The sequence below is a fragment of the Streptomyces sp. NPDC048349 genome, from assembly GCF_040651925.1.
Lineage (GTDB): Bacteria > Actinomycetota > Actinomycetes > Streptomycetales > Streptomycetaceae > Streptomyces.
This window is the reverse complement of the sequence record NZ_JBEZLA010000026.1, coordinates 43,721-69,617: the sequence shown is the minus strand read 5'-3', so window position 1 is coordinate 69,617 and position 25,897 is coordinate 43,721. Positions and strand designations below refer to the sequence as shown.

Annotated in this window: 21 protein-coding genes; 12 read left to right on the top strand and 9 right to left on the bottom strand. The window is 72.7% G+C overall.

Annotated elements, in window-relative coordinates; translation table 11 throughout:
- Nucleotides 1–44 precede the first annotated feature (44 nt).
- From AB0D44_RS16640 to cseB, 3 genes are all read right to left on the bottom strand, one after another.
- Nucleotides 45–812, bottom strand: coding sequence for an ABC transporter ATP-binding protein (locus AB0D44_RS16640; protein ID WP_362590780.1), 768 nt, complete (start codon nt 810–812; stop codon nt 45–47).
- 163 nt (nt 813–975) lie between these two features.
- Nucleotides 976–2,280, bottom strand: a complete 1,305-nt coding sequence (locus AB0D44_RS16635; protein ID WP_362590777.1) for a HAMP domain-containing sensor histidine kinase — start codon at nt 2,278–2,280, stop codon at nt 976–978.
- A gap of 38 nt (nt 2,281–2,318) precedes the next feature.
- Nucleotides 2,319–3,038, bottom strand: coding sequence for a two-component system response regulator CseB (gene cseB, locus AB0D44_RS16630; RefSeq protein WP_362590706.1), 720 nt, complete (start codon nt 3,036–3,038; stop codon nt 2,319–2,321).
- A gap of 349 nt (nt 3,039–3,387) precedes the next feature.
- Here cseB and cpt point away from each other — a divergent pair, with 349 nt between their 5' ends.
- Entirely contained in the window at nt 3,388–3,909 is a 522-nt protein-coding gene (gene cpt / locus AB0D44_RS16625) for a chloramphenicol phosphotransferase CPT (RefSeq protein WP_362590775.1), read from the top strand.
- A gap of 16 nt (nt 3,910–3,925) precedes the next feature.
- Here the strand turns inward: cpt and AB0D44_RS16620 are convergent, their stop codons facing one another.
- On the bottom strand, nt 3,926–4,786 hold the full coding sequence (locus tag AB0D44_RS16620; RefSeq protein WP_362590703.1) for an FkbM family methyltransferase: 861 nt from the start codon (nt 4,784–4,786) through the stop codon (nt 3,926–3,928).
- A gap of 69 nt (nt 4,787–4,855) precedes the next feature.
- On the bottom strand, nt 4,856–8,437 hold the full coding sequence (locus tag AB0D44_RS16615; RefSeq protein WP_362590700.1) for a tetratricopeptide repeat protein: 3,582 nt from the start codon (nt 8,435–8,437) through the stop codon (nt 4,856–4,858).
- A 122-nt stretch (nt 8,438–8,559) separates the two neighbouring features.
- Here AB0D44_RS16615 and AB0D44_RS16610 point away from each other — a divergent pair, with 122 nt between their 5' ends.
- A complete protein-coding gene (locus tag AB0D44_RS16610) occupies nt 8,560–8,994 on the top strand; it encodes a hypothetical protein (protein ID WP_362590697.1) in 435 nt (144 codons plus the stop codon).
- A gap of 75 nt (nt 8,995–9,069) precedes the next feature.
- Here the strand turns inward: AB0D44_RS16610 and AB0D44_RS16605 are convergent, their stop codons facing one another.
- Nucleotides 9,070–10,464, bottom strand: coding sequence for an amidase (locus AB0D44_RS16605; protein ID WP_362590772.1), 1,395 nt, complete (start codon nt 10,462–10,464; stop codon nt 9,070–9,072).
- Nucleotides 10,465–10,675: 211 nt separating this feature from the next.
- On the opposite strand from AB0D44_RS16605, the gene AB0D44_RS16600 reads away from it, so the two are divergent.
- Nucleotides 10,676–11,284 carry a TetR/AcrR family transcriptional regulator gene (locus AB0D44_RS16600; RefSeq protein WP_362590694.1) on the top strand — a complete coding sequence of 203 codons (609 nt, stop codon included), beginning with the start codon at nt 10,676–10,678 and terminating at the stop codon, nt 11,282–11,284.
- A 74-nt stretch (nt 11,285–11,358) separates the two neighbouring features.
- Here the strand turns inward: AB0D44_RS16600 and AB0D44_RS16595 are convergent, their stop codons facing one another.
- The gene (locus tag AB0D44_RS16595; protein ID WP_362590692.1) at nt 11,359–12,465 is read right to left on the bottom strand and encodes a substrate-binding domain-containing protein; all 1,107 of its coding nucleotides are present in this window, start codon (nt 12,463–12,465) and stop codon (nt 11,359–11,361) included.
- A gap of 314 nt (nt 12,466–12,779) precedes the next feature.
- Between AB0D44_RS16595 and AB0D44_RS16590 the strand changes: the two genes are divergently transcribed.
- From AB0D44_RS16590 to AB0D44_RS16565, 6 genes are all read left to right on the top strand, one after another.
- Nucleotides 12,780–14,069, top strand: a complete 1,290-nt coding sequence (locus AB0D44_RS16590) for a ClC family H(+)/Cl(-) exchange transporter (protein ID WP_362590689.1) — start codon at nt 12,780–12,782, stop codon at nt 14,067–14,069.
- Between the two features lie 183 nt (nt 14,070–14,252).
- The gene (locus AB0D44_RS16585) at nt 14,253–15,737 is read left to right on the top strand and encodes an aldehyde dehydrogenase family protein (protein WP_362590686.1); all 1,485 of its coding nucleotides are present in this window, start codon (nt 14,253–14,255) and stop codon (nt 15,735–15,737) included.
- A 14-nt stretch (nt 15,738–15,751) separates the two neighbouring features.
- Nucleotides 15,752–17,341 carry a GMC oxidoreductase gene (locus AB0D44_RS16580; RefSeq protein ID WP_362590683.1) on the top strand — a complete coding sequence of 530 codons (1,590 nt, stop codon included), beginning with the start codon at nt 15,752–15,754 and terminating at the stop codon, nt 17,339–17,341.
- On the top strand, nt 17,338–18,432 hold the full coding sequence (locus AB0D44_RS16575; protein ID WP_362590680.1) for a glycine betaine/L-proline ABC transporter ATP-binding protein: 1,095 nt from the start codon (nt 17,338–17,340) through the stop codon (nt 18,430–18,432). Before AB0D44_RS16580 ends, AB0D44_RS16575 begins: the two co-directional genes overlap by 4 nt.
- A gap of 58 nt (nt 18,433–18,490) precedes the next feature.
- Nucleotides 18,491–20,557 (top strand): ABC transporter permease subunit, encoded by a 2,067-nt coding sequence (locus AB0D44_RS16570; RefSeq protein WP_362590677.1) that lies wholly within the window; start codon nt 18,491–18,493, stop codon nt 20,555–20,557.
- Nucleotides 20,558–20,672: 115 nt separating this feature from the next.
- Entirely contained in the window at nt 20,673–21,554 is an 882-nt protein-coding gene (locus tag AB0D44_RS16565; RefSeq protein ID WP_362590769.1) for an ABC transporter substrate-binding protein, read from the top strand.
- A 69-nt stretch (nt 21,555–21,623) separates the two neighbouring features.
- Here AB0D44_RS16565 and AB0D44_RS16560 read toward each other — a convergent pair whose 3' ends face one another.
- Entirely contained in the window at nt 21,624–22,838 is a 1,215-nt protein-coding gene (locus AB0D44_RS16560; RefSeq protein ID WP_362590674.1) for a S8 family serine peptidase, read from the bottom strand.
- A 354-nt stretch (nt 22,839–23,192) separates the two neighbouring features.
- Here AB0D44_RS16560 and AB0D44_RS16555 point away from each other — a divergent pair, with 354 nt between their 5' ends.
- The 3 genes from AB0D44_RS16555 (at nt 23,193) to AB0D44_RS16545 (ending at nt 25,260) form a co-directional block, all read left to right on the top strand.
- Nucleotides 23,193–23,516 (top strand): putative quinol monooxygenase, encoded by a 324-nt coding sequence (locus AB0D44_RS16555; RefSeq protein ID WP_362590672.1) that lies wholly within the window; start codon nt 23,193–23,195, stop codon nt 23,514–23,516.
- Nucleotides 23,517–23,677: 161 nt separating this feature from the next.
- Nucleotides 23,678–23,938: a hypothetical protein gene (locus tag AB0D44_RS16550; RefSeq protein WP_362590669.1), complete on the top strand. Its 261-nt coding sequence runs from the start codon at nt 23,678–23,680 to the stop codon at nt 23,936–23,938.
- A gap of 158 nt (nt 23,939–24,096) precedes the next feature.
- Complete coding sequence (locus tag AB0D44_RS16545) at nt 24,097–25,260, top strand: agmatine deiminase family protein (RefSeq protein WP_362590666.1); 1,164 nt, start codon at nt 24,097–24,099, stop codon at nt 25,258–25,260.
- A gap of 39 nt (nt 25,261–25,299) precedes the next feature.
- Here the strand turns inward: AB0D44_RS16545 and AB0D44_RS16540 are convergent, their stop codons facing one another.
- Nucleotides 25,300–25,812: an SRPBCC family protein gene (locus AB0D44_RS16540; protein ID WP_362590664.1), complete on the bottom strand. Its 513-nt coding sequence runs from the start codon at nt 25,810–25,812 to the stop codon at nt 25,300–25,302.
- Nucleotides 25,813–25,897 lie beyond the last annotated feature (85 nt).

Below are 25,897 nucleotides of genomic sequence, written 5' to 3'. Positions count from 1 at the left end.
GTGGCCGCGCTGCCGGGTGACCCGGATGCTGAGGTGAAGGGGGGTCAGCTGGTGCGGGAGCGGGTGCCGAAGGCCTTCATCCGGTCCAGCACCCGGTCGGCGGTGGGCCGTGCCATCTCGTCGGCCAGGCGGCCGTCGGCGAGGAAGACCACGCGGTCGGCGTAGGCGGCGGCGACGGGGTCGTGGGTGACCATGACCACGGTCTGGCCCAGCTCGCGCACCGAGTCGCGCAGGAAGCCGAGGACTTCGGCCCCGGCCCGGGAGTCGAGGTTGCCGGTGGGCTCGTCGGCGAAGATGATCGCGGGCCGCGCGACCAGGGCACGGGCCACCGCGACGCGCTGCTGCTGTCCGCCCGACAGCTGGCCGGGCCGGTGGCCGAGGCGCTGGGAGAGGCCGACCATGGAGACGACCCGGTCCAGCCACGCGCGGTCCGGCCGGCGGCCGGCGATCGTCAGCGGAAGCGTGATGTTCTCCAGCGCGGTCAGCGTCGGCAGCAGGTTGAACGCCTGGAAGACGAAACCGACGCGGTCCCGGCGCAGTCGGGTGAGCTGCCGGTCGTCGAGGGTGCTGAGTTCGGTGGTGCCGATGCGTACGGAGCCGGAGCTGACCGGGTCGAGGCCGGCGGCGCAGTGCAGCAGGGTGGACTTGCCGCAGCCGGACGGCCCCATGACCGCGGTGAACTCGCCCTCCCGGAAGGCGATGCTGACACGGTCCAGGGCCACGACGCGGGCGTCACCGCTGCCGTAGGTCTTCGTCAGATCGGCGGTGGCGGCCGCGATCCCGGTCGCCGCGTACGGCGGGTGCGGGGCCAGCGGGTCGGCGGTCGCCAGGGGGTCGACGGTCACGGGGGACTCCTCTTCGGGTGCCAAGGGGGTGCACGTCGAAGGGTGTCGGGGGAACGTATCGGGACCCGGGCCGTCGTGTATCGGCGTCCGCGCCGCTGCGTAGCAGTTGTGTAGGGGCGGGGGCGGCGGGTCAGGCGGGCAGGCGGAGGGTGGCGACGGCGCCACCCTCCGGGGCATTGTCCAGGCGCAGCTCGGCACCGAGCAGCCGGGCCTGGCCCAGGGCGATGGTCAGGCCCAGGCCGTGCCCACCGCCGCGCTCCGCCGCGCCCGTGTGGAAGCGGCGGGGGCCTTCGAGCAGCAGGTCAGGGGGGAAGCCGGGGCCGTGGTCGCGTACGACGACCGTACGGCCCTCGACGGTGACCTGGACCGGGGCGGCGCCGTGCCGGTGGGCGTTGAGCACGAGGTTGCCGACGATCCGCTCGAGGCGGCGCGGGTCGGTCTGCACGGTCTGCAGGGCCTCGGCGGCCCGTGGGGCCTCCGCGGTTTGCGGGGGCTGCGCGGTCTGCTGGGTCTGCCCGGCCCCTGAGCGTTCGGTGTCGGGGTCGGGAGCGGCAACGGTGACCTGCGTGTCCAGGCCGGTGCGCGCCACGGCCTCGGAGACGACCGCGCCGAGCGGGACCCGGGCGCGCACCGGCCGTTCGGCGCCGGCGTCCAGCCGGGAGATCTCCAGCAGGTCCTCGACCAGGCCGCGCAGGTCCCGGACCCGGGCCCGGAGCAGGTCCTCCGTCTCGCCTGGCGGCAGCAGGTCGGCGGCGGCCAGCAGGCCGCCGACGGGCGTCCGCAGCTCGTGGGCCACGTCCGCGGTGAACCGGCGCTCGGTGCGCAGCCGCCGGCTGAGGCTGTCGGCCATCAGGTCGACGGTGGCGGCGATGTCCGCGACCTCGTCGCGGCCCTTGGTGGGTCCGGTCCGGGCGTCCAGGTCTCCCGCGGAGATCCGGCGCGCGGTCTCGGAGACCTCCCCCAGCCGGCGGCCGAGCAGCCCCGCCCCGTAGACCGTCAAGGGGGTGGCCGCCGCGAGCGCGACCAGCGAGGCCACGGCCATGGTCAGGTCGAGCCGGTAGAGGTCGTGGAGCTTCGGACCCATGTTGACCCGGACGGCGAGCACCGGGCTGCCCGGGCCGCCGACGCGCTGGGCGGCCCAGACGCTGGGCCCCAGATTGCCGTCGACCCGCCCGTCATGGGCCGTGTGCCGGGCACCGTCGGTCGGACGGCGCAGTGCGGCGGGCAGTCCGGCCGGATCGAGGTCGGCGCCGTCCGCGAGGGTTCCGGTGCGCCGGTAGGTGCCCATGGCCGAGTACACGGTGTTGAAGGCCTCCGCCGAGGCCCGGCCCCGGATGTCCTGCGCGGTCCATACGTGCACCAGCACGCCGACGGCCGCCGCGACCAGGCAGGCCGTGGCGGCGGCCAGCGCGGCGATCTTCCAGCGCAGGGGCATGCGGGCCGGCCGCAGCCGGGGGTACGGGCGCACCCGGTTCAGCGCCTGAGCTTGTAGCCGAAGCCGCGGACCGTCTCGATCCGGTTCCGGCCCAGCTTGCTGCGCAGCCGCTGCACGCACAGGTCCACGACCCGGCTGTCGCCGTCCCATCCGTAGTCCCAGACGTCGCGCAGGAGGGTGTGCCGTTCCAGCACGATGCCCGGGTGGGCGGCGAACGCCAGCAGCAGCTTCAGCTCGGTCGGGGTCAGCGCCACGGGGCTGCCCGAGACGGACACCTCCAGGCCGCCGGTGTCGATCGCCAGGTCCCCGAAGACGAGTACTTCCCCCTCGGACCCGCCCGGCCCGTCGCCCGCGGGCTGCTCGGGTGCGGGGGCGGGCGCGTAGGTCGCCCGACGCAGCAGGGAGCGGATGCGTGCGACGAGGACGTAGGTGTCCACGGGTTTGACCACGTAGTCGTCCGCGCCGGCCTCCAGGCCGGCGACGACATCGAGTCCGTCACCGCGGGCCGACATCATCAGGACGGGCACCAGACTGGTCTCGCGGATCCTGCGGCACAGGCCGATCCCGTCCAGACCGGGCAGCATCACGTCCAGGATCAGCAGGTCGAAGCTCTCGTCGCGGAAGAGCTCAAGGCCTGCCAGCCCGTCGGCGGCGCTCTTCATCCGGTAGCCGTAGCGTTCGAGGGCGACGGTGAAGGACCGGCGCATCAGGTCGTCGTCCTCGACCAGCAGCACGCGGACGGGGGCGGGCTGGGACACGGGTGGAGGGCTCCTGTTCGGACGGTCGTGGGGCGTGGGTCCGCACCCGGAACGAACGATATGCCAGATTCCGGGGCGGCATCCGCCCCGCACCGCGGACACCTGCCCTGTCCCCCTGCGGCCGCCTGCCCTCACGAACATCCAGGTCAGACGGCATGCCGCTGCTCGGGCAGCTGCCCCTGGGCCCCTTCCTCGCCGCGGCCCGTCACGCCTGTTCGATGGACGACCAAGCGCTCACTGATACCTGCCCGAAACAAACCTCCGACGGCGGGAGGACGACCGGCATGAGGACGCATAATCGCTGTGCACGCGGTGGCGGGCGGCCTACCGTGGCACGGTGACGAAGCAGATGATCATTCTCAACGGTGGTTCCAGCTCGGGGAAGTCCGGGATCGTGCGGTGTCTGCAGGCCGTACTGCCCGATCCCTGGCTGGCGTTCGGGTGCGACTCGTTCGTCGACGCGATGCCCGCGAGGATGCAGGAGTCGGACGGCGGGATCGTGTTCGCGGCGGATGGCGGGGTGAGCGTCGGGGAGGACTTCCGGGCGCTGGAGGCGGCCTGGATGCACGGGATCGCGGCCATGGCACGGGCCGGCGCCCGGGTCGTCATCGACGACGTGTTCCTCGCCGGCGCAGGGTCCCAGCAGCGCTGGAGGGCGGCTCTGGGCGGGATCGGCGTGTTGTGGGTGGGTGTCCGGTGTGAGAGTGCGGTCGCCGCGGGCCGGGAGGTCGCGCGGGGGGACCGCACCACGGGGATGGCCGCGTTGCAGGCGGAGCTGGTGCACGCCGGGGTGGTCTATGACCTGGAGGTTGACACGACGCGCACCGAGTCGCTGGTGTGTGCGCGGACCATCGCCGCGCACCTCGGCTGATGACCGGTGCGGCGGATCACAGCAGGGCGAGGAAGCGGTTCGGGGCCTCGGCCCCGACGAGGTTGCGCAGGCTCAGCTGCCTGAGGCACTGGTAGGCCAGGTCGGTCGAGTCGTAGACGTGGTGGGCGACCAGGGCCAGCTGCTTGAGCTGCTCGTCGGTCATGGCCTCGGGGCGCCCGAAGTCGCGTACGTACACGACGTCGGCCTCCAGGAGCTGGTGGCGGGCCTGGCGGAAGTCGCCGCCGAAGACCACCGGGGCGATCGGCCAGCGCTTGACCGCGGCGAACGCGTGCGGGATGAAACCCTGGCTGCGCAGCTCTTGGTCCACGTCGCCGAACACGGGCTGGTCCTCGTACAGGGGGACGAAGGAGACCTCGGTGTGCACGGCCACCGCCTCGGCCAGCTTGGCGCGCCCGCCCTGGAAGACCATCAGCTCGGCTCCCTGGATGTCGATCTTCAGCAGGTCGAAGGCGTCGACCGCTTCGACGTCGTCCAGTCGCCGCGTGGCGACCTGCACCTCCTCCCGGACGCCGCCCCACTCGCTGAAGCCGTTGAAGAGCCCGAGCCTGTTCTTGTCCGGGCGGAAGATGCTGGTCATCCCGGAACTCGCGGCGACGTAGAGGGTGTGGGTGCCGCCGTCGCCGAGGGCGTCGGGCAGGTAGGTCTCGTGCGGGCCCTTGCGACGTTCCAGCTCGGCCAGGGCGTCGGGCTGCGGCTCGAACCCCGTCACCCTGCACAGGCCGGCCGTCAGCATGCCCCGGTACGGCGGGTCTCCGTCGATCGGGTTGGCGCCGATGTCCACGACGTGGGTCGGCCGGACCGGCTGGACCAGGTCGAGCAGGGGTGAGGAGGCGGGGGCGGGGGTGGTGACGGTCATGGACGCGCTCCGGAAGTCGAGGGAGGGGGGCCCTGCGGACAGTTTTCCGCAACGGGAGCCGATCGGGGCTCAGGCGCCCCGACGCCGTGTCACCCGGTCGCGCCACCGCGGGCGCGGCAGCGGCCCGTACGCCGCTGCGGCCCGCGCGGCCAGATCGGCGGCTCGCCGGGGGTCCCCGCGGAGCTCGGCCACCCGGCTGAGCGACAGGAGCGCCCCGTGCTCGCCGCGCGGCTCCGAGAGCGCCCGGTAGGACTCCAGCGCCCGGGTGAGCAGGGCGGTCGCCCCGTCCAGGTCCCCGCGCATCCAAGCGGTGTCGCCGAGCAGCTCGAGGCAGACGGCCGCACCGTGACGGTCGTTCCTCTGCTGGTGGATCCGCAGGGCCCGGCCGAGCAGTGTCGCGGAGCGTTCCAGGTCGCCGCGCTGCTGGGCGATGAGGCCCAGCAGTTGGCATGCGGCGGCTTCGGCGGGCTGGTTCGCGGCGGAGTGGGCGAGCTCCAGTGCCTGGCCCAGCAGTTCTTCGGACCGTTTCGGGTCCCGTCGGCGACGGGCGATCTCGCCGAGGGGCACGAGGACGGACGCCTGGGGGAACCGGTCGTCCGCGGCGCGGTACAGGGACAGGGCCTCTTCGTAGTGCTTTTCGGACCGCTTCAGGTCGCCCTGCTCCATGGACAGCTCGGCGAGCTCCACGAGCGCCCGTGCCGTCCCGGAGGAGCTGCCGATGTTCCGGTAGATCGTGAGCGCGTCCTTGAACCGCTGCCGCGCCTCCTGTGGATCGCCCCGGCGACCGGCGATCTCCCCGAGGGACGCGAGCACCTCCGCTTCGCCTTCGGCTTCCCCGTGCGCGCGGCACGTCGCCCACGCCTGCCGGTAGAGGTCCTCCGCGCGTGCGAGGTCTCCGCGTCCGGCGGCGCTTTCGGCGACCCCGACGAGAGAGAGGACCTCGTGCGACGGCTGCTTCATGCTCCGGAAGATCGCCAGGGCCTGCCCGAGCAGGCGGTCCGCCCGCTCCCCGTCGCCGAGCGCCTGGGCGAGGGCGGCCGTTCGGGCCAGCGCGGTCCCCTCCCCCGGCACGCGGTCCATCTGCCGGTACAGGGTCAGTGCGCGGGCGAAGAGGGCTTCCGCTTGGCCGAGATCACCGTGCCGCTCGGCGATCTCGCCGAGCAGGACCAGCGCGTTGGCCTCACCCCAGGGGTTGGCGATGGCGCGGTGGAGGTCGAAGGCCTGCCCGGCCAGGGTCCCGGCCTCCTCCAGGCTGCCGAGGGCCAGCGCGTGGTCACCCAGGAAGTGAAGGGTGTTGGCTTCGCCGAGCCGGTCCTCGAGCACCCGGTACTGGACGAGCGCACGGTCGAAGTAGTCCTTCGAGCGCTCCACCTCCTGCAGCAGCTGCACGGTCGTACCGAGCCGGAACAGGGTGTTGGCCATACCGAGCCGTTCCCCACGCTCCTCGAAGATCTCCATCGCCCGCAGCAGGATGCTTTCGGAGCGCTCCGCCCTCCCGAGCTGCCGCGCGATCTCCCCCAGCTCCTGGAGCGCGTTGGCTTCGCCCAGGCGCAGGCCGATGGCCACGTACAGCTCGTGGGCCCGTCCCACCAGGGCGTCGGCTCGGTGCAGGTCGCCCCGCAGCCCTACCGTCTCGCCCAGCGACAGCAGGGTGTTCGCCTCGCCCAGCCGCTCCCCGGCCTCCCGGTATCCCTGGAGTGCCAGTCCGAGCAGGTGCTCGGACCCTTGCGGATCACCCCGCCTCCGGACCACTTCGGCGAGGCCTTCCACCGCGTTGGCCTCGCCCAGCCGGTTGCCGTGTACCCGGCACAGCTCCCACGCGTCCCTCAGCAAGGTCTCGGCATCGTCCAGTCTGTTCTGTATGACGGCGGTCTGGCTCAGGGAGATGAGGGTGTCCACCTGCTCCAGCGGTCTTCCGCCGTCCTGCTGGATCCGCAGGGCCTGCCCGAGCAGTTCCTCGGCACGGTCGGGATCGCTGGACTGGTGGGCGATGTGTCCCAGGAGCTGGAGGACGGCCCCCTCGCCTTCGCGGTAGGAAGCGGCCCGGCACCTCTCCAGGCACTGCGTCAGCAGGTCCTCGGCTCGTTCCCGGTCACCCCGCTGCCACGCGTCGCGGCCGAGGTAGAGCATGCTCCCGGCTTCCCCCCGTTCGTCGCCGACCGTGTGATAGAGGTCCCGCGCGCGCTGCAACCAGCTCGCGGCCAGGGGGCCTTCCGACAGCGCCAGACGGCCCCGCACGTGCGCCGCGCGGGCCGCGACGGCGGGGAAGCGGGCGGCGGCGGACGGGAACTGCTCCGGGGCCGTGACGATCTCGCACAAGGTGCGCACCGTCGCCAAGTCCCCCGTGTCCTCAGCTGACTTCAGCCGGTCGAACCACTCCGGAGCGAGCGAGTCGTCCTCGCAGGCGAAGCGGTGGTACGCCTCGGCCGGGAAGTCGCCCAGGCTCCGGTAGTACGCGGCGGCCCGGCGGTGCATGTCGCCCAGCCGCCCTTGTTCATGGATGCGGAGGAAGGCCAGGATGGCGGCCCGGACCCATGGGTGGACGAAGCTCCGGGAGCTGCCGTCGGGGGCGGTGCGGGTCTGGACGAAGGAGAACCGGGACAGCGCGGGGAACCACTCGTGCGCCGGGCCGAGGTCGGCTGCGACGGCCCGTACGGCTTCGGCCGTGACGGTGCGCAGCACGGCGGTGGCCTGGACGATGTCCGGCTCACGGCCCGTCAGGCGGCGCAGGACGTCCGGAATCCAGCGCTCGGCGGGTCGATTGGCGATGGCGGTGGAGAGTTCGGCCGGGGTCAGGAGCCTGCCCTCGCGGTGCGCCAGGACGAGCGTTTCGGCCGCCATGGCCTCCCATACGGGAACCCCGAGGCAGGAGTGGTGGACGAGGTCGGCCATCCCGCTGTCGTGAATCCCGCAGGAGGCGAGGAAGGCCGCGCTGTGCCGGGCGGTCCAGCCCGAGAGCTCCAGGGACGGGGAGGACGCGAGGGGCGGCCCGAGCTCGAGGCGCTCGCGTCCGGCCAGCACCATGCGCAGGTCCGGGGCGGCAGCGATGAGCCGCGGGACGAGCACCATCGTGAACCACGGGCCCGTGTCACCGGCCTCCTGGTGGTTGCGCTGGAGGACGTCCAGCCTCTCCGTGGTGTCGATGAGCAGGATCCGGCGGCGCGTCACGGTTGTGCGCACGAGCTCGACGAGCGCGTCGGCCAGGGCTTCTTGGTAAAGGGAGTAGTGGAGCACATCGTGTTCCGAGGCCGACGACCTGACCACGTTGCCGCTGATCGTGGAGTACTGCGTCGCCGTGTAAGTGACCGTGAGCGGGGGCGATGCGGTGGCGATCAGCCGGTCGGCCGCACGGTTGGCGGCGCGTTGGAAGCTGCGGAGCCGGTGGCGGCGCAGCCACCACGGCGACCACTGCGCCACCTGGTCGGCGATGGCGCCCAGGCTCGAACGCAGCAGGTCGCCCGCGGGAGCGGACAGCGCGTCGAGATCGACGAGCCCGTACTGGCCGTCTCGGGCGGCCACGTGGCGCAGAAAGGTCGACTTCCCCTGTCCGGCCACCCCGTGGACGGCCAGGACGCGATGGGGTGATGCGGGATCGGTCAGTGCGCCGAAGGCCGCCAGTGCCTCTTCACGATCGGTGAAGTCACCCAGCATCCCCCTGCTCCCCCCTGGCCGGCGCCCGTCGTTGCGCGCCTTCCGCCCCTGGTCCCATAGTGCTCCCTTCTGGAGGGCTCGTGGGCTTAACCTGAAAGCTCTCGCAGGAGGGGGAGGCCGCCATGCCGTCGTTGGGTATCCGTCTGCGTGCAGTGGCCTCGGTCGCGCTGGGGGTGGTGGCCGGCGCGTTGACCAACATCGTCACCAGCGACTTCAGTTGGGTGCTGATCGCCGCTCTGGTCACGGTGGTCGCCGTGTGGATGGTCCTCGTGTGGATCGACAGCTCCGCGGCGGGGCCGTCGGACGCGGGCCCCGCGCGGAGCCGTTCGATCACCATGGTCGCGAGTGAGGGCGGGAGCGTGGCGGAGAACGTCGTCGAGGCGAACCTCGCCTCCATGGAGATGAAGGCCACGCGGGGCGGGATCGTGGAAGGCAACCACGTCCTCACGGACGGGACCGACGTGCACCTGGAATCGTCCGACCGCGCCGGCATCAAGGACAACCGGCTCATCGCCACGATGAGGCGAGGCTGGAGAGACCGGAACCGGAACCGCTGAGCCGGGCCCGGTCCGGCCGGCGGGCCGGACGGCCGGCGGGCCGGACGGCCGGCGGGCCGGACGGCCGGCCGGGTCTCACCCGCGCGGGTCGACCGGGGTCAGGACTCCGAGTCGGTCCTCGATCGCCTGGGCCGCGCCCAGGCACAGGTCCTCACGGAAGGCGCGCCCGACGATCTGCACCCCGCACGGGAGGCCGTCGGCCAGCCCGGTCGGTACGGCCACCGCCGGCACGCCCACGAAGCTCGTCACCGTGCACAGCCGCATGCCCGAGGCCACCCGGTCGCGTCCCGCCCTGTCGCGGGATTCCAACCCCGGCTCCACCGGCGGCTCGGTGAACGACGGGCCGAGCAGCAGCGGGTACGCGTGGAGGAACGCGGCCCACGAGCGGCGGATGCCCATCCACGTGCCCATCAGCTTCATGAACTCGGCCCCGTCGGCGGGCGGGGTCCGCTCCATGGCCATCGCGATGTAGCGGTCCCCGCCCTTGCCGAGCAGGGTGCGCACCACCGGCCAGGACGGGGCGAACTCGGTGACGGTGATCCGGCCGTACGCCTCGAGCGCCTCGTCCATCCTCGGTACGTCCTCCACCTCGCACACCTCGTACCCGGCGTCGCGCAGGGCGTCGGCCGCGGTCTCCACTGCGCGCCGGACGGCGGGGTGGACGCCTTGCCCGCCGGGGTCCGCCACCATCGCGACCTTGACGGGTGCGGGAAGCGGATCGCCGTAGGCGGGTACCGGTACGGCCCGGGGGTCGCGGGGGTCGGTGCCGGCCAGCACCTCGTAGGCCAGCCTCAGGTCGCCCACGGTCCGGGCCAGCGGGCCGTCGGTGACCAGCATCTGCGATGCCGGGCCGGGGTCGTCCGGGCCGAGCACGCGCTGGTCCGACGGGAAGCGCCCGGTGGTCGGCTTCAGCCCGGCCACGCCGCAGAACTGGGCCGGGACGCGGATCGAGCCGCCGGAGTCGTTGCCGAGCCCGAGGCCGGCCATGCCCGTGGCGACGGCTACCGCGTCGCCGCCGCTGGTGCCGCCGGGAGTGCGGGCGCTGTCCCACGGATTGACCGTGTCGCCGAACAGCTCGCTGCGCGTGTGCATGCCCGCCAGCACGAGGGTGGGCATGTTGCTGTGTCCGATGGGGATGGCGCCGGCGGCGCGCAGGCGGGCCACCGGCGGCGCGTCGGCGGGCGCCACGAAGGCGCGGAACCGCTCGCTGCCGAACGTGGTCGGCACCCCTTCGACCGGGGTGGTCTCCTTCACCGTGAACGGCACGCCCGCGAGCGGCCCGAGCGGTTCACCGGCCGCCCGACGCCGGTCGGTCCGCGCGGCGGCCTCGCGGGCACGCTCCGCGAGCAGCTGCGTGACCGCGTTCACCTGCGGGTTGACCTCGGCGATGCGCTCCAGGTGGCTGTCGATCAGCTCCACCGCCGAGATCTCCGCGCTGCGCACCGCCTGCGCCTGCGCGGCGGCCGACAGCCTCCAGAACGCGGCGCGGCGCGCGCCGTTCCCGCCCCCCGCCGATGCCCGTCCCTGCTGCTGTTCCCGTCCCCGGCGCTGTTCCTGGTCCATGTGCGGTTCCCACTCCGTTCCGATGCAGATGCATCGGAACTGTACCCTGGGAATCGGTACGAGCGCATCGCATAAAGGCGCTGCGCCGGCCGGGCCGTGCGACAGGGAGGCACCGGACATGCCCAGGCAGGTGGACCACGAGGGCCGACGGCGCCTCATCGCGGAGGCCGTGTGCCGTCTCGCGGACGAAAGCGGGCTGGAGGGCGTGACCCTGCGCGACGTCGCCGCCCGGGCGCAGGTGTCGATGGGCGCCGTGCAGCGGTGCTTCCGCACCAAGGAGGAGATGCTCGTCTTCGCCCTCGGACACGTGGGCGAGCGCATCGGCGAGCGCGTACGGGCGCGGCTCGTCAGCAGCCCGGCGCAGTCGGCCGCCACGGCCGTGGGCCACGCGGCCACCGAGATCGCGCTGTTGCGCGACGAACACCGGGCCGAGGCCCGGGTCTGGCTCGCGTTCGTCGCACAGGCCGCGGTCAGCGAGGTGCTCGCCAAGACCCTGAAGGAGAACTACGCGGCCCTGCAGGACGTGTTCACGCACCTCTTCTCCGAAGCCGGTGAGGCCACCGGGGACTCGGTTCCCCTCGACCCGCGCCTGGAGGCACGTACCCTGCTGGCCCTTGCCGACGGACTCACTGCACACGTCCTGATCGGTCACCTCACGCCGCGGGCGGCGCGGGAGGTCCTCGACGCCCACCTCACGCGCCTCTGGGAGCGGCCGGCCACGCCCTGATCCGCCGGTCCGGGGGCCGACGTACCGGGGCCGAGGTACCGGGGGCCGACGTAGCGGGGGCCGAGATACCGGGGCTACTTCAAGCCGAGCTCCTCACAGGCGGCCTTGAGCTTGTCCGTGCAGATTTCGGCGACCGTGTAGACGCCGTCGTCGACCACGGTGGCCTTGACGTTGGCCTTGGTCAGGGAGACGCCCGGGACGAGGACCGAGGGGACGCGCTTGCTGGTCGGGCTGTCGACGAGCTGGTTGACGATTCCGTCGAACTTCTCGCCCTTGGCGAGGGCGACGGCCATCTCCGCGGCGGCCGCCGCCTCGGGGGCGTACCGCTTGTAGACGGTCATGTACTGCTCGCCCGCGACGATGCGCTGCACACCGGCGAGTTCGGCGTCCTGGCCGGTGACCGGGGGCAGGGTGGACAGGCCGGCGGCCTTGAGGGCGGTGATGATGCCGCCCGCCATGCCGTCGTTGGCGGAGTAGACGCCGACGATCTTGCCCTTGCCGACGGCCGAGAGGGCGGCCGCCATGTTGGTGTTGGCGTTCTCCGGCTTCCAGTCGACGGTGTCGTACTCCTTGGCGATGTTCACCTTGCCGTCGAGGACGGAGTGGGCGCCGGACTTGAAGAGCCTGGCGTTCGGGTCGGTGACCGAGCCGTTCATCATGACGATCTGGCCGTCCTTGGCCTTGTCGCCCAGCGCCTCGAGCAGGGCCGCGCCCTGGACCTTGCCGACGTCCTCGTTGTCGAAGGAGGTGTAGGCGTCGATCGGGCCTTCGGCCAGGCGGTCGTAGGCCACGACCGGGATGCCGGCCTCCTTGGCCTTCTTGACCGGGCCGGCGATGGCCTTGGAGTCCACCGCGTCGATGATCAGGACGTTCACCTTGTTGGCGATCATGGTGTCCACCTGGGAACTCTGGGTGGCCGCGTCCTGTTTGGCGTTGGCGTAGACGACCCGGCCCTTGCCGCGCGTGAGCCGGGCGACCGCCTTCTCGATGAGCGGCTTGTCGAACTTCTCGTAGCGCGCGGTCTGGTTCTCCGGCAGGAGGAGACCGACCGTGACGGCGTCGCTCCCGGCCCGGCCCCCTGATCCCCCGCCGGCCTCCTCGGCGCCCCCGCAGGCGGCGAGCGAGACGGTCGTCGCCGAAGCAGCGACGGCAACGGCGGCACGGCGCAAATGTGCGTTCACGAGGTAAACCTCCCTGACGAGGCCGTGTACGTGCGGCCGAGGTAGACGCAGTCAACTGGGCACCCCTACCGTCGTCAAGAAGTGAACTATTAACGAGATGGCAACGTTGCCATCCCTTCCACGGCCCGCGTTGATTCACTTCTTGAAAAACAAACCGCGGCGCCCTGGGGCCGCTGAGCGCAGGCCGGCCGTTGGTCCGGTCGTTGGTCCGGTCGGGGACCGTTTCGGCGCGGCCGCCGCGGCGTCCGCAACGGCCCGTCGGTGACGGGCCAGTCTCGTGCGGACGCGACCCACGGCTCGGCGGAGGTCTGTGCATGCCCACCCCTGCCCGTGCTCACCGCGGCCGGTGCGCCGTGTTCCCCGTCGCCGCGGTCGCCGGCTGCCTCGTCGGGCTGGTCGGCGGGAGCTTCCGCTGGTGCCTGGCCCGGGCCGAGGACCTCTACGGCTCCCTGCTGAGCGCATCGGAGGGGCTGGGCGGAGCCGGCTGGCTGCTTCCCGTGGCCGTCACGGCCACGGGCGCCGCCGCCGCGTGCGCGATCGCGCGGCGGGTCCCCGCGGCCGCCGGGAGCGGAATCCAGGAGGTCGAGGCCGTGTGGCGCGGCGAAGCGCCGCCGCGGGCGTGGCGGATCATCCCGGCCCGGTACGCGGGCGGCGTGATCGCCATGGGCTCGGGCCTGCTGCTCGGCCGGGAGGGCCCGACGGTGCACATGGGCGCGGTGATCGGCGCGGAGGCGGGGCGCCGTACGCGGCTCGGTGCGCGGGACATCACCCTGCTGCACACCTCGCTCGCCGGAGCCGGGCTCGCCGTGGCCTTCACCGCACCCCTCGGGGGCCTGCTGTTCGTGTGCGAGGAAGTGGCCGGGGCGGTCAGGCCGCGTCTGGTGCTCCTCACCCTGATCGGCACCGCCACGGCCGTCGGATGTTCCGGGCTCGTGCTCGGCAGCGGCCCCGTCCTGCCCGTGGCGCACGTGGTCGGCCCGTCGCTCGCGTACCTGCCCGCCTTCCTCCTGTTCGGCGCTGCCACGGGCGTCCTGGGGGCGGGCTACAACCGGCTCGTCATCGGGCTGCTGGCTTGGTGCGATCACGTGCGGCGCGTCGGCCCGGTCGCCCGCGCGGCCGTGATCGGCGCCGTCGTGGGCCTGTTGCTGTACGCCGATCCGCTGCTGGGCGGCGGCGGGGAGCAGGTGAGCGAACGCCTGCTGCACGGCGACGTACCGGTGGTCCCCGTACTCGCCGGCTACCTCGTGGTGCGGTTCGCGGCCGGTCCGCTCAGCTATGCGGCCGGCGCGCCGGGCGGGCTCTTCGCTCCCCTGCTCGCGCTGGGCGCGGTGTGGGGGGCTCTCGTGCACGGGCTGGCGCTCCCGCTCCTCCCGGACGGGGACCCGGCCGCCGTGTCCTTCGCACTCACCGGCATGGCCGCGTTGTTCTCTGCGGTCGTCCGCGCACCGCTGACCGGGATCGTGCTCACCGTCGAGATCACGGGCTCCACCGCCCTGCTCGTTCCGCTGCTCACCGCGTGCTTCGCCGCGACGCTGACCGCCGACCGGATCGGGAGCACGCCGATCTACGACAGCCTGCGGCTGCGGATGAACCGGTCTTCGTGAGCCGCGGGTCTGCGGGGCCGCGGGGCCTCCGCGCGGCGCATGCATCGGGTCGGCGTGACTCCAGTCACTTCGAGTGATGGATGGGACATGAGTTCGGGGGCATGGGGCATGCGCGGTGATTGCCAGGTCACCGCGGGTCCGCCGGGGTGACGCAACCGGGGGTACCTGGAGGTACGGAGCGTCGTGTCGGAGCAGAAGACCATCTACACAGCCGGGTCGTGGCGGTCCGCGGCATCAGGGGCTGCCAGGGAGATCCTGGACCCGGCGGACGCCTCCGTCCTCGCCGTGGTCGCCGAGGGCGGCGCCGACGACGCCGACGCGGCCGTGAGCGCCGCGCGGGCCGCCTTCGACGGCGGACCGTGGCCGCGCACGCCGGTCGCCGAGCGTGCCGCGCTGCTGCGCCGCACTGCCGACCTGCTCCAGCGCGACCGCGAGCGCATCGGCCTCCTGGAGAGCCAGGACGCGGGCAAGACGCTCGAAGAGGGCCGCGTGGACGTGGACTGCGTGGTCGACGCCTTCCGCTACTTCGCCGACCTCGTCATCGGTGAGGGCGCGGGCCGGGTCGTCGACGCCGGGTCCCCCGAGGTCCACAGCGTCGTCGTCCACGAGCCGGTCGGGGTGTGCGCGCTGATCACCCCGTGGAACTATCCGCTGCTCCAGGCCAGTTGGAAGATCGCTCCCGCCCTGGCGGCGGGCAACACCTTCGTGATCAAGCCCAGCGAGATCACCCCGCTGACCACCGTGGCCCTGATCGAGCTGCTGGCGGAGGCGGGACTGCCCGCGGGCGTCGCCAACCTGGTCACCGGCGCCGGTGATCCGGTCGGCGCGCGCCTCGCCGCCCATCCCGATGTCGACCTGGTCTCCTTCACCGGCGGACTCGCCAGCGGTACGAAGGTCATGCGCGCGGCCGCCGACACCGTCAAGAAGGTCGCCCTCGAACTCGGCGGCAAGAACCCCAACGTCGTCTTCGCCGACGCCTGCGCCACCGAGGCCGGCTTCGACACCGCCGTCGACCAGGCCCTCAATGCCGCGTTCATGCACAGCGGCCAGGTGTGCTCGGCCGGCTCGCGGCTGATCGTCGAGGAGTCGCTGCGCGGGCGCTTCGTCGCCGAACTCGCCCGCCGCGCCGAGAAGATCCGCCTCGGCCGCGGCACCGACCCGGGGGTGGAGTGCGGCCCGCTGGTCTGCGCCGCCCAGCGCGAGCGGACCGAGTCGTACGTCGCCTCCGCGCTCGCCGAGGGCGCCGTACTGCGCGCGGGCGGCGAACGCCCGCAGGGGCCGGGCTTCTTCTACCGGCCCACCGTCCTCGACCGCTGTCACCGCAGGATGCGCGTCGTCCGCGAGGAGGTCTTCGGGCCGGTCCTGACGGTCGAAACCTTCCGTACCGAGGACGAGGCCGTCGCGCTCGCCAACGACACCGAGTACGGGCTCGCCGGCGGCGTCTGGACCGCGGACCAGGGCCGCGCGCGCCGGGTGGCGGGCCGGCTGCGGCACGGCACCGTCTGGATCAACGACTTCCACCCGTACCTCCCGCAGGCCGAATGGGGCGGCTTCGGGAAGTCCGGCATCGGACGCGAACTCGGCCCGTCCGGCCTGGCCGAGTACCGCGAGACCAAGCACGTGTACCAGAACCTCGCTCCGCGCCCCGTGCGCTGGTTCGCGGGCTGAGGAGCAGGAGAGACATGAACGAGAACACGGACACCACGCAGCAGGACGGGCACGAGCACGCGTACGGGCCCGCGTCCGCGCACCCGCTCGAGTACGACTACGTCGTCGTCGGCGGCGGCACCGCCGGTTCGGTGATCGCATCCCGCCTGACCGAGGACCCCGACGTGACCGTCGCCGTCATCGAGGGCGGGCCGAGCGACGTCGACCGCCCCGACGTGCTCACCCTGCGCCGCTGGATGGGCCTGCTCGGCGGGGAACTCGACTACGACTACCCCACCACCGAGCAGCCGCGCGGCAACTCGCACATCCGGCACAGCCGGGCCCGCGTCCTGGGCGGCTGCTCCTCGCACAACACCCTGATCGCCTTCAAGCCGCTCCCGTCCGACTGGGACGAGTGGTCGCAGGCGGGCGCCGAGGGATGGCACGCGGCCGCCATGGACCCGTATTTCGACCGGCTCCTCAACAACATCGTGCCGGTCGACGAGGCGGACCGGAACGCGATCGCCCGTGACTTCGTGGACGCGGCGCAGGCCGCGCTCGGGGTGCCCCTCGTCGAGGGCTTCAACCGCAAGCCGTTCCACGAGGGCGCCGGATTCTTCGACCTCGCCTACCACCCGGAGACCAACAAGCGCTCGTCCGCCTCGGTGGCGTACCTCCACCCGGTGATGGACGACCGGCCCAACCTGCGGATCCTGCTCGAGACCTGGGCCTACCGCCTCGAACTGGACGGCACCCGGGCGCGCGGCGTCCACGTCCGCGCCGCGGACGGCACGCAGGCGCTGATCACCGCCCGCCGCGAGGTGGTGGTGTGCGCGGGCGCCGTGGACACCCCGCGCCTGCTGCTGCACTCGGGCATAGGACCCCGCGAGGACCTGGAGGCCCTCGGCATACCCCCGGTCCACGATCTGCCCGGAGTCGGCGAGAACCTCCTGGACCACCCGGAGTCCGTGATCGTCTGGGAGACGAACGGGCCGATCCCCGAGAACTCGGCGATGGACAGCGACGCGGGCCTGTTCGTCCGGCGCGACCCGGACTCCCCCGGGCCCGACCTGATGTTCCACTTCTACCAGATCCCGTTCACCGACAATCCGGAGCGGCTGGGCTACGAACGGCCCGCGCACGGCGTCTCGTTGACCCCCAACATCCCCAAGCCGCGCAGCCGCGGCCGCCTCTACCTGACCAGCGCGGACCCCGAGGTCAAACCCGCCCTCGACTTCCGCTACTTCACGGACGAGGACGACTACGACGGCCGGACCCTGGTGGACGGCATCAAGCTGGCCCGCGAGATCGCGGCGGCCGAACCGCTCGCCGGATGGCTGAAGCGCGAGGTGTGCCCCGGCCCGGAGATCAACGACGACGAGGCGCTGAGCGCGTACGCCCGCTCGGTGGCACACACCGTCTACCACCCGGCAGGTACCTGCAAGATGGGCGCCGCCGACGACGAAAGGGCCGTTGTGGGACCCGACTTGAAGGTAAGGGGACTGGAGGGCATCCGCATCGCGGACGCCTCCGTCTTCCCGACGATGCCCGCGGTCAACCCGATGATCGGAGTACTCATGGTCGGCGAGAAGGCCGCCGAGCTGCTGGGCGGTGAGGTCCGGTGACCGCTCCCCGCCCCGGCTCCGCCGCGTCCGGCGCAGACGCCGAGCCCGTGTTCTCCGTACAGGGCCTGTGGAAGGTCTTCGGCCCCCAGCGCAAGGCCGCGCTGGTGCCGGGCTCCGAGCACGCGGCGCTGCCCGCCGCCGAACTGCGCGAGCGCACGGGCTGCACGGCCGCCGTCCGCGACGTCACCTTCGACGTCCGCAAGGGCGAGGTCTTCGTGGTCATGGGCCTGTCCGGCTCCGGCAAGTCCACCCTGGTGCGCTGCCTGACCCGGCTGATCGAGCCCACGGCCGGATCCCTCGCCATCGACGGCGAGGACGTCCTCGCCATGGACCGGGCTCGGCTGCGCGAACTGCGCCGCCACCGCGCCTCCATGGTCTTCCAGCACTTCGGCCTGCTGCCGCACCGCACCGTGCTCGACAACGTTGCCTATGGCCTGGAGATCCAGGGCATGAGCCGCGCCGACCGGCGCGCCAAGGCCGCCGAGATGGTCGGCAAGGTCGGCCTCGAGGGCCTCGAGGAACGCCGGCCCGGTCAGCTGTCCGGCGGCCAGCAGCAGCGCGTGGGCCTGGCCCGCGCCCTGGCCGCCGACCCGGAAGTGCTGTTGTTCGACGAGCCGTTCAGCGCGCTCGACCCGCTGATCCGCCGGGAGATGCAGGACGAGGTGGCCCGGCTCCACCACGAGGAGGGCCGCACGATGGTCTTCATCACCCATGACCTGTCCGAGGCGCTGCGCCTCGGCGACCGGATCGCGCTGATGCGCGACGGCCGGATCGTGCAGCTCGGCACGCCGGAGGAGATCGTGGGCTCGCCCGCCGACGCGTACGTACGGGACTTCGTCCGCGACGTGCCCCGCGAGCAGGTGCTCACCGTACGCAGCGCGATGCGCCCGGCGACGGACGGCGAGGCCGGTCAGGGCCCGGCGCTGACCCCCGCGACCACGGTGGTGGAAGCGATCGAGGCCGTCGCCCGCAGCGGTGGCCCCGCGCGGGTGGTCGACGAGGGCCGGTGCCTGGGTGTCGTCGACGACGCGGGACTGCTCGCGGTGGTGGCCGGCCTGCCGGCCTCGGCCGGGCGGGGGGTGGCAGCATGACGCGCCGTACCCGCGCCCTGCGCCGGTCCGCCCTCACCGGTGCGGGGAGGTGGCACGGATGACCACGACCACCAGACCCGTACGGGACCCCGCAAGTGCCGGGCCCCGGTCCGGACTGCCGGAGCGGCTGCCCGTCGGCGGGCGGACCGACCGGCCGCGGTCCACCGCGGCCCGTGCGCCGGGCCGGCGCCTCAAAGCCCTGCTGCTCGACCACCGTGCCGTCCGCAGGGTCCTGCCCCTCGCTGTCGCCGCGGTGGTACTGCTGCCGCTCGCGGTGGCCTTCCCCGGTGCCGGAAGCTGGCCTTCCGCCCTCGCCGTCGACCTCTCCGGGCCGCTCGGCCGGGCCGGTGACTGGATCATCGACAACCGGGACGGCCATCCGCTGTTCCTCTACTTCTTCGGGCACGTCAGCAATGCCGTGGTCGTGTCCGTGCGCGCGGTGTACGGCGTCCTGCTCGCTGCGGGATGGACCGGCGTGACCGCCCTGGCCGGACTCGTCGCGCTGCGCCTGGCGGGCCTGCGGCTCGCCGTCACCTGCGCGGCCGCGTTCGCCGTGTGCGGGCTGCTCGGCATGTGGGTGCCGACGATGCAGACCCTCGCCCTGATGGTCGTGGCCGTCGCGGCCTCCGTCGCGGTCGGGGCCCTCCTCGGACTGGCCGCCGGGCTGTCGCCGCGTGCCGACCGCGCGCTGCGTCCCGTACTCGACACCATGCAGGTGCTGCCCGCCTTCGCGTACCTGCTGCCGATGGTCCTGGTCTTCGGAATCGGCGTCCCCGCCGCCGTACTGGCCACCGTGGTGTACGCGGCGCCGCCGATGGCCCGGCTCACGGCGCTCGGCCTGCGCGAGGCCGACGCCGGGGTGCTGGAGGCCGCGCACTCGCTGGGTGCGACCGGGCGCCAGCGCCTGCTGACGGCACGGCTCCCGCTGGCCCGCCGGCAGATCCTGCTCGGCGTCAACCAGGCGATCATGATGGCGCTGTCGATGGCCGTCATCGCCTCCGTGATCGGTGCGGGCGGCCTCGGCGACCGGGTCTACCAGGCCCTCGCCTCGGTCGACGTCGGCGCGGCGCTCGCCGCCGGCATCCCCATCGTGCTGCTCGCGGTGGTCCTGGACCGCACGGCCGGCGCGGCGGGCGCCCGGCTGGGCGCCGACCCGGTTCCCCCGCACCGGCAGCCGCTGCTGCGGCGGGTGTTCGAGGGCTGGTACGGGCGGCTGCTCACCGTGCTCACCGCCGTCGCCGCCGCCGTGGCGGGCCGGATGGCGGGCACGTCCCTGTGGCCCGGGTCCTGGACCGTGCCGATCGCCGAGCCGGTCAACCGGGCGGTGGGCTGGATGACGGACCATCTGTATTCCGGGGTGCCGGTGGTCGGCGGAACCGCCGACTGGGCCGCCCGCTTCACCGGCTGGATCCTGGACCCGCTGCGCTCCGGGCTGCAGGCCACCCCCTGGTGGCTCCTCCTGCTCGTGGTCGGCGCGCTCGGCCTCCTGGCCGGCACCTGGCGCACCGCGCTGACCGGCGTCCTCGCCCTGGCCGCCATCGGTGTGCTCGGGGTGTGGGAGCCCTCCCTCGACACCCTGTCCCAGGTGCTGGCCGCCGTGGCCGTGACCCTGGTCCTCGGTTTCGCGATCGGTATCGCCGCCGCCCGCAGTTCCCGCGCCCGGCGTCTGCTGCGCCCGGTGCTCGACGTGTGCCAGACCATGCCGCAGTTCGTCTACCTCATCCCGGTGGTCGCGCTGTTCGGCGTCGGCCGCGCACCGGCCGCGGCCGCCGCGGTCGTGTACGCACTGCCCGCCGTCGTACGCATCACCACCGAGGGCCTGCGCGAGGTGAGCCCGGCGGCCCTGGAGTCGGCGCGCTCGCTCGGCGCCACCGGGACGCAGCAGCTGCGCCAGGTCCAGCTGCCCCTGGCCCGGCCCGCGCTGCTGCTGGCCCTGAACCAGGCGGTGGTGCTGGTGCTCGCCGTCGTCATCATCGGCGGCCTCGTCGGCGGGGGCGCGCTGGGTTACCAGGTCGTGCTCGGCCTCGCCCAGGGCGACCTGGCCACCGGTCTGGTGGCCGGCGCCGCGATCGTCTGTCTCGGTCTGATGCTCGACCGGATCACCCAGCCCGCGAAGGAGGCCTGACATGCCCGACATCCACGAACGGAACGGGAGCCGTCAGCGGTGCGGCCGTCGCCGTCTCGGCGCGTTCGCCGCCGTGACCGCGCTGGCCGTGCTCACCGGGTGCGGCGCGGCCGACATGACGCGCCAGGCCTCGCCGTACGCCGCCGCGCAGGGCGCGAAGACCGTCACCCTCTCCGTCCAGTCCTGGGTCGGCGCGCAGGCGAACACCGCCGTCGCCGCCTACCTGCTCGAACACGAGCTGGGCTACCGGGTGGACACCGTGCAGGTGGACGAGGTGCCCGCGTGGGACGCGCTCAGTCAGGGCCGGGTCGACGCGATCCTGGAGGACTGGGGCCACCCGGAGCAGGAGAAGCGGTACGTCCAGGAGAAGAAGACCATCACCCCGGGCGGTGACCTGGGCGTGACCGGCCACATCGGCTGGTACGTGCCGACGTACTTCGCCGAGGCCCATCCGGACGTCACCGACTGGAAGAACCTCGACAAGTACGCCGATCTGCTGCGCAGTGCCGAAAGCGGGGGCAAGGGCCAGCTGCTCGACGGCTCCCCGTCGTACGTCACGAACGACAAGGCGCTGGTGAAGAACCTGGACCTGGACTTCGAGGTGGTCTTCGCCGGCTCCGAGGCCGCGCAGATCACTCAGATCAGGCAGTTCGCGAAGGAGCGCAAGCCGTTCCTCACGTACTGGTACAAGCCCCAGTGGCTGTTCGAGCGGGTTCCGATGACGGAGGTGGAGCTGCCCGAGTACCGGGAGGGCTGCGACGCGGATCCGGAGCGGGTGGCCTGCGCCTATCCCCACACGCCGCTGCAGAAGTACCTCAACACGCGGTTCGCGGAGGCGGGCGGAGAGGCCGCGGAGTTCCTGAAGCGGTTCCGCTGGAGCGTCGAGGAGCAGAACGAGGTGGCGCTGATGATCGCCGAGGAGAAGCTGTCGCCCGAGCAGGCGGCGAAGAAGTGGGTGGAGCGCAACGAGCCGGTGTGGAGGCCGTGGGTGCGCTGATCCGAACGCCGGGGCCGCCGCATCCCCCCTCGGGTGCGGCGGCCCCGGCGCGTTCGCGGGCGGTGTCCCCTACTGCGCGGACACCTTCAGCAGCTTGTTCGGGGTTCCGCTGCTCGGGTTGGTGATCTTCCCCGGGGTCGCCCCCGTCGTCAGGGCCTGTGCGACCTGGGCGGGCGAGGCGTCCTTGTGGCCGGCCAGGTAGAGGGCAGCGGCTCCGACCACGTGCGGGGTGGCCATCGAGGTGCCGGAGATGGTCTTCGTACCGGTGTCGCTGTCGTTCCAGGCGGAGGTGATGTCCGAGCCCGGTGCGTAGAGGTCCACGACCTTTCCGAAGTTGGAGAACGAGGACTGGGAGTCGTCGGCTGCGCTGGAAGCCACCGTGATGGCCTCGGGAACCCGCGAGGGGGAGCCCTGACCGGCGTCGGACGACTCGTTGCCCGCCGCGACGCCGAACGTGACGCCGGCGGCTATCGACCGGCGCACGGCTTCGTCGAGAGCCTCGTCGGCGCCGCCGCCGAGGCTCATGTTGGCGACGGAGGGCCCGCTGTGGTGCTGCGTCACCCAGTCGATGCCCGCCACGACCTGCTCGGTGGTGCCCGATCCGTTGTCGTCGAGCACCCGGACGGCGACGACCTTGGCCTTCTTGGCCACCCCGTGGGAGGTGCCCGCGATGGTCCCGGCGACGTGCGTGCCGTGTCCGTTGCCGTCGTCGGCGGTCTGGTCGTTGTCCACCGCGTCGAAGCCGTGCGCGGCCCGGCCGCCGAAGTCCTTGTGGCTGATCCGCACGCCGGTGTCGATGACGTAGGCCGTCACGCCGTCGCCGCCCGCGTCGGGGTACGTGTACTTCTTGTCCGCCGCGGTCGCCGTCTGGTCGATGCGGTCGAGGCCCCACGACGGGGGGTTGCTCTGGGTGGTGTTGATGGAGAACTTCTTGTTCTGGACGACCTTGCCGACGGCCGGGTCGGCGGCGAGGCGCTTGGCCGCCGTCTCCGAAAGCCCTGCCGCCGAGAAGCCGTTGACCGCGGAGGTGTAGTTGCGCTTGAGCTCGCCGCCGTACTTCTTGACGAGCGCCTGCCGGTCCGCGTCCTTGTCGAGGATGACGATGTAACTGCCGCTGAGCGCACCGGGTGCGCCCAGCCCGTACACCGTTCCCTCGGCGGGGGTGTTCGCACCGGCGAGGGGGGACAGCAGCATGCAGACACCGGTTGCAGTGGCGACTCCCGTGGCCACTGCAAGGACCCGGAAGCCGCGCGAACGGGTGCGTGCGTGCTTGTGAGTTGACATGAAGGGAGTACTCCTCGTGTTGACGTGTGGGGCGTCAAAGCGTGTGGCACGACCCCTCAGAAGCCGAAAGATCTCCGGGGGTCAGCTCGAAACCCTGACCGATTACCGGAGTTGATTCAAGGCCGCCCCGCGCGTCGGCGTTGTTCAACGAGGTTTCTTAAAGAGACCTCCGCGCGGGCCCCTCGGAATGACCACACTCTTCGAATCACCCACACATACGCGTCACTTGCCGGTGCATTCGCGAACACGTCCCTGAAACACGGCGGACACGCGGTTCCTTGGAGGTGGACCCGCGCCTGGTCCGCAGGCCGCGGCGAGGCCTTCGCAGTGTCCGAAGACGCCTACAATGCTCGAATGATCTTCATTGTGGTGAAATTCTCCGTCAAGCCCGCATTCGTCGACCAGTGGCCCGCGAAGGTCGCGGAGTTCACGCGAGCCACCCGCGCCGAGCCCGGCAACCTGTGGTTCGAGTGGTCCCGCAGTCTGGAGGAGCCGGACACCTACGTGCTGACCGAGGCCTTCCAGGACGACGCCGCGGAGGCTCATGTGACCTCCGAGCACTTCCGCACCGCTCTGGAGACCATGCGCCCCCTCATCACCCGTACGCCCGACATCGTCAGCACCACCATTCCCGGAGCGACGGGCTGGAGCCGGATGGGTGAGCTCCAGGTCGACTGAGGCGCCACCCGCCGGCCGGGGCGGCCGGGCACCTCCGGCCGGCCGGCCCGGCATGGACGGCGTCGGCCGGTGTGCGGCACAGGAGGGCTTCGGGGGCGACACCCTGGCGGGTTCTGCCGCGCGGACGCGGTTGCCCGCGTCCGGCAGACGACACTGGACTCATGAGCGAGCACCCCTTCACCCTCGACACCACCGGGGCCTCCCCGGCCGCCGACCGCACCTCCCGCTACCCCCACCACCTCCGGTACGAGAAGCCGGCCGGGGCGGCCCGGACCGGCCCTGGCGGGCCCACCCTGCACGCTCTGTCCGACCTCACGGTGGTGACCTGCGCCTGCGGCTTCACGACCGCGCCGCTCCCGAACGACGACGCGCGGCTCGTCTACGAGGAGCACCGCAACGTGATCCGCGACGAGACGGCCTGAGCATCAGGGCGGCGTCGAGGAAACCGGGGACCGGGCCGGGGCGGGCAGGTGCGACCCGGATTGACTGAATTTTCAGTCAGTGTCAGAGTGGCGACACGTGGCCGCGTCACGCCCTGGCCGGACGCACCCCTTCTGTCGGCCCACGCCCGGAGGTCCCCGTGTCCTTCCTCGACCTCACCCGCCGGACCGCGCTGCGCGCCCTCGCCGGGATCGGCGCGGCCCTCGCGAGCGCGTCGGGCTGCGGCCCCTCCGGAGGCGGAGCTCCGGCCGGGGGCACCGGCGCGCCCTCCCCGCCCGCCGCCCCGGGTGGCGGGCGGCGGCTGGGCGCCGAGTGGGAGAGCCACACCCGTACGTTCATGGCCTGGCCGGCGCTCTCCTCGGTCTGGGAGGGAGACCTGCCGTACGTACGCGAGGACGTCGCGCGGATCGCACGGGCCGTCGGAGAGTACGAGGCGGTCGTCATGATGGCCCGGCCCGACCAGGCGGAGGCGGCCCGGCGGGCGTGCGGCTCGCAGGTCGAGGTGGTCCCGCTGGCCGTCGACGACCTCTGGGCCCGCGACACCGTCCCCGTTTTCGCCGAGGAGGACGGCCGGGTCGTCGGGGTCGACTGCAACTTCAACGGCTGGGGCGGCAAGCAGGAGCACGGGAACGACGGCGCGGTCGGACGCAACCTGCTCCAGAGGTACGGGATCCGCCGGGTCCGGGCCCCGCTGGTCGCGGAGGGCGGATCCTTCGAGACCGACGGCGAGGGCACCCTGCTCATCACGGAGAGCTCGATCGTCAACAACAATCGCAACCGGGGCAAGAGCCGCGACACGATCGAGGCGGAACTGCGCCGGACCCTGGGCGTGGAGAAGGTGGTGTGGCTGGCCGGGGTACGCGGTGAGGACATCACGGACGCTCACGTGGACAGCCTGGTGCGCTTCACCGCGCCCGGTGTGGTCCTGCTGGACCGTGCGCACCCCGGCACCCCGCCGGACTCCTGGTCGCGCTCCGCCGATCAGGCGCAGTCCGTCCTGTCGGGGGCGACCGACGCCCGCGGCCGGCGCTTCGAGGTCATCGACCTGCCGCAGCCCGACCCGAAGAGGATCAGGGGCAGGGGCGAGGACTTCGTGTCGGCCTACGCCAACTTCTACATCGCCAACGGCGCCGTGTTCCTGCCGGAGTTCGGGGACCGCACGGCGGACGACCGGGCCCGCGGCCTCCTGCGGGACCACTTCCCCGATCGGGACGTCGTGCCGGTCGCGATCGACACGATCGCCTCGGGCGGCGGCGGCATCCACTGTTCGACCCGCGACCAGCCCGGCGGACCCGCGGCCTGACGGAGGTGGGCACTGCGCCGGACGGCCGCCGGGACCGGATCACGCGGAGCCGGAGGCGGCCTCCAGTGCCTGCTTGAGGTTGCGCAGGGTGGTGCCGATGTTCCTGCGCTGGAAATCGGCGAACGTGTGTCCCCGCGTCGCGACCCGGTCGAAGGCGTGGGCCACGGCGTCCGGCCACGAGCGGCGGTCGTCGGTCCACGTCTCGGTCACCCGGGTGCCCTCCGGGACCGGCTCGAAGCGGTACTCCCACGTGGCTATGGGACCGGGTATCCGGGGACGGCGGATCCCGATGGCATGCACCCGGAAACGGAACAGCCGGTCCGGCTCGACCGCCGTCACCGTGCACCGCGTGGTCCAGCGGAAGGCCCCGCGCTTGTTCCGGCCGTCGAAGACCATCCCGACGCGGGGTTCGGCGGAGCCGCCGTGGACGGTGGCGCCGAGGTTCTCCGGGCTCCAGTCGCCCATCCGTGCGGGATCGGAGACGTGCCGGTAGACATCGGCGGGGCGGACGTGGACGACGATGCTGTCGGACACCGTGAACGTACGAGGCATGGTTCCCCCTCTCGGCGGCCGAGGCTACCGTCCCGGCGCACCCCGCGGCTACCTCCGAGTAACTTGGCGTGGGGCGCGCTGCTGC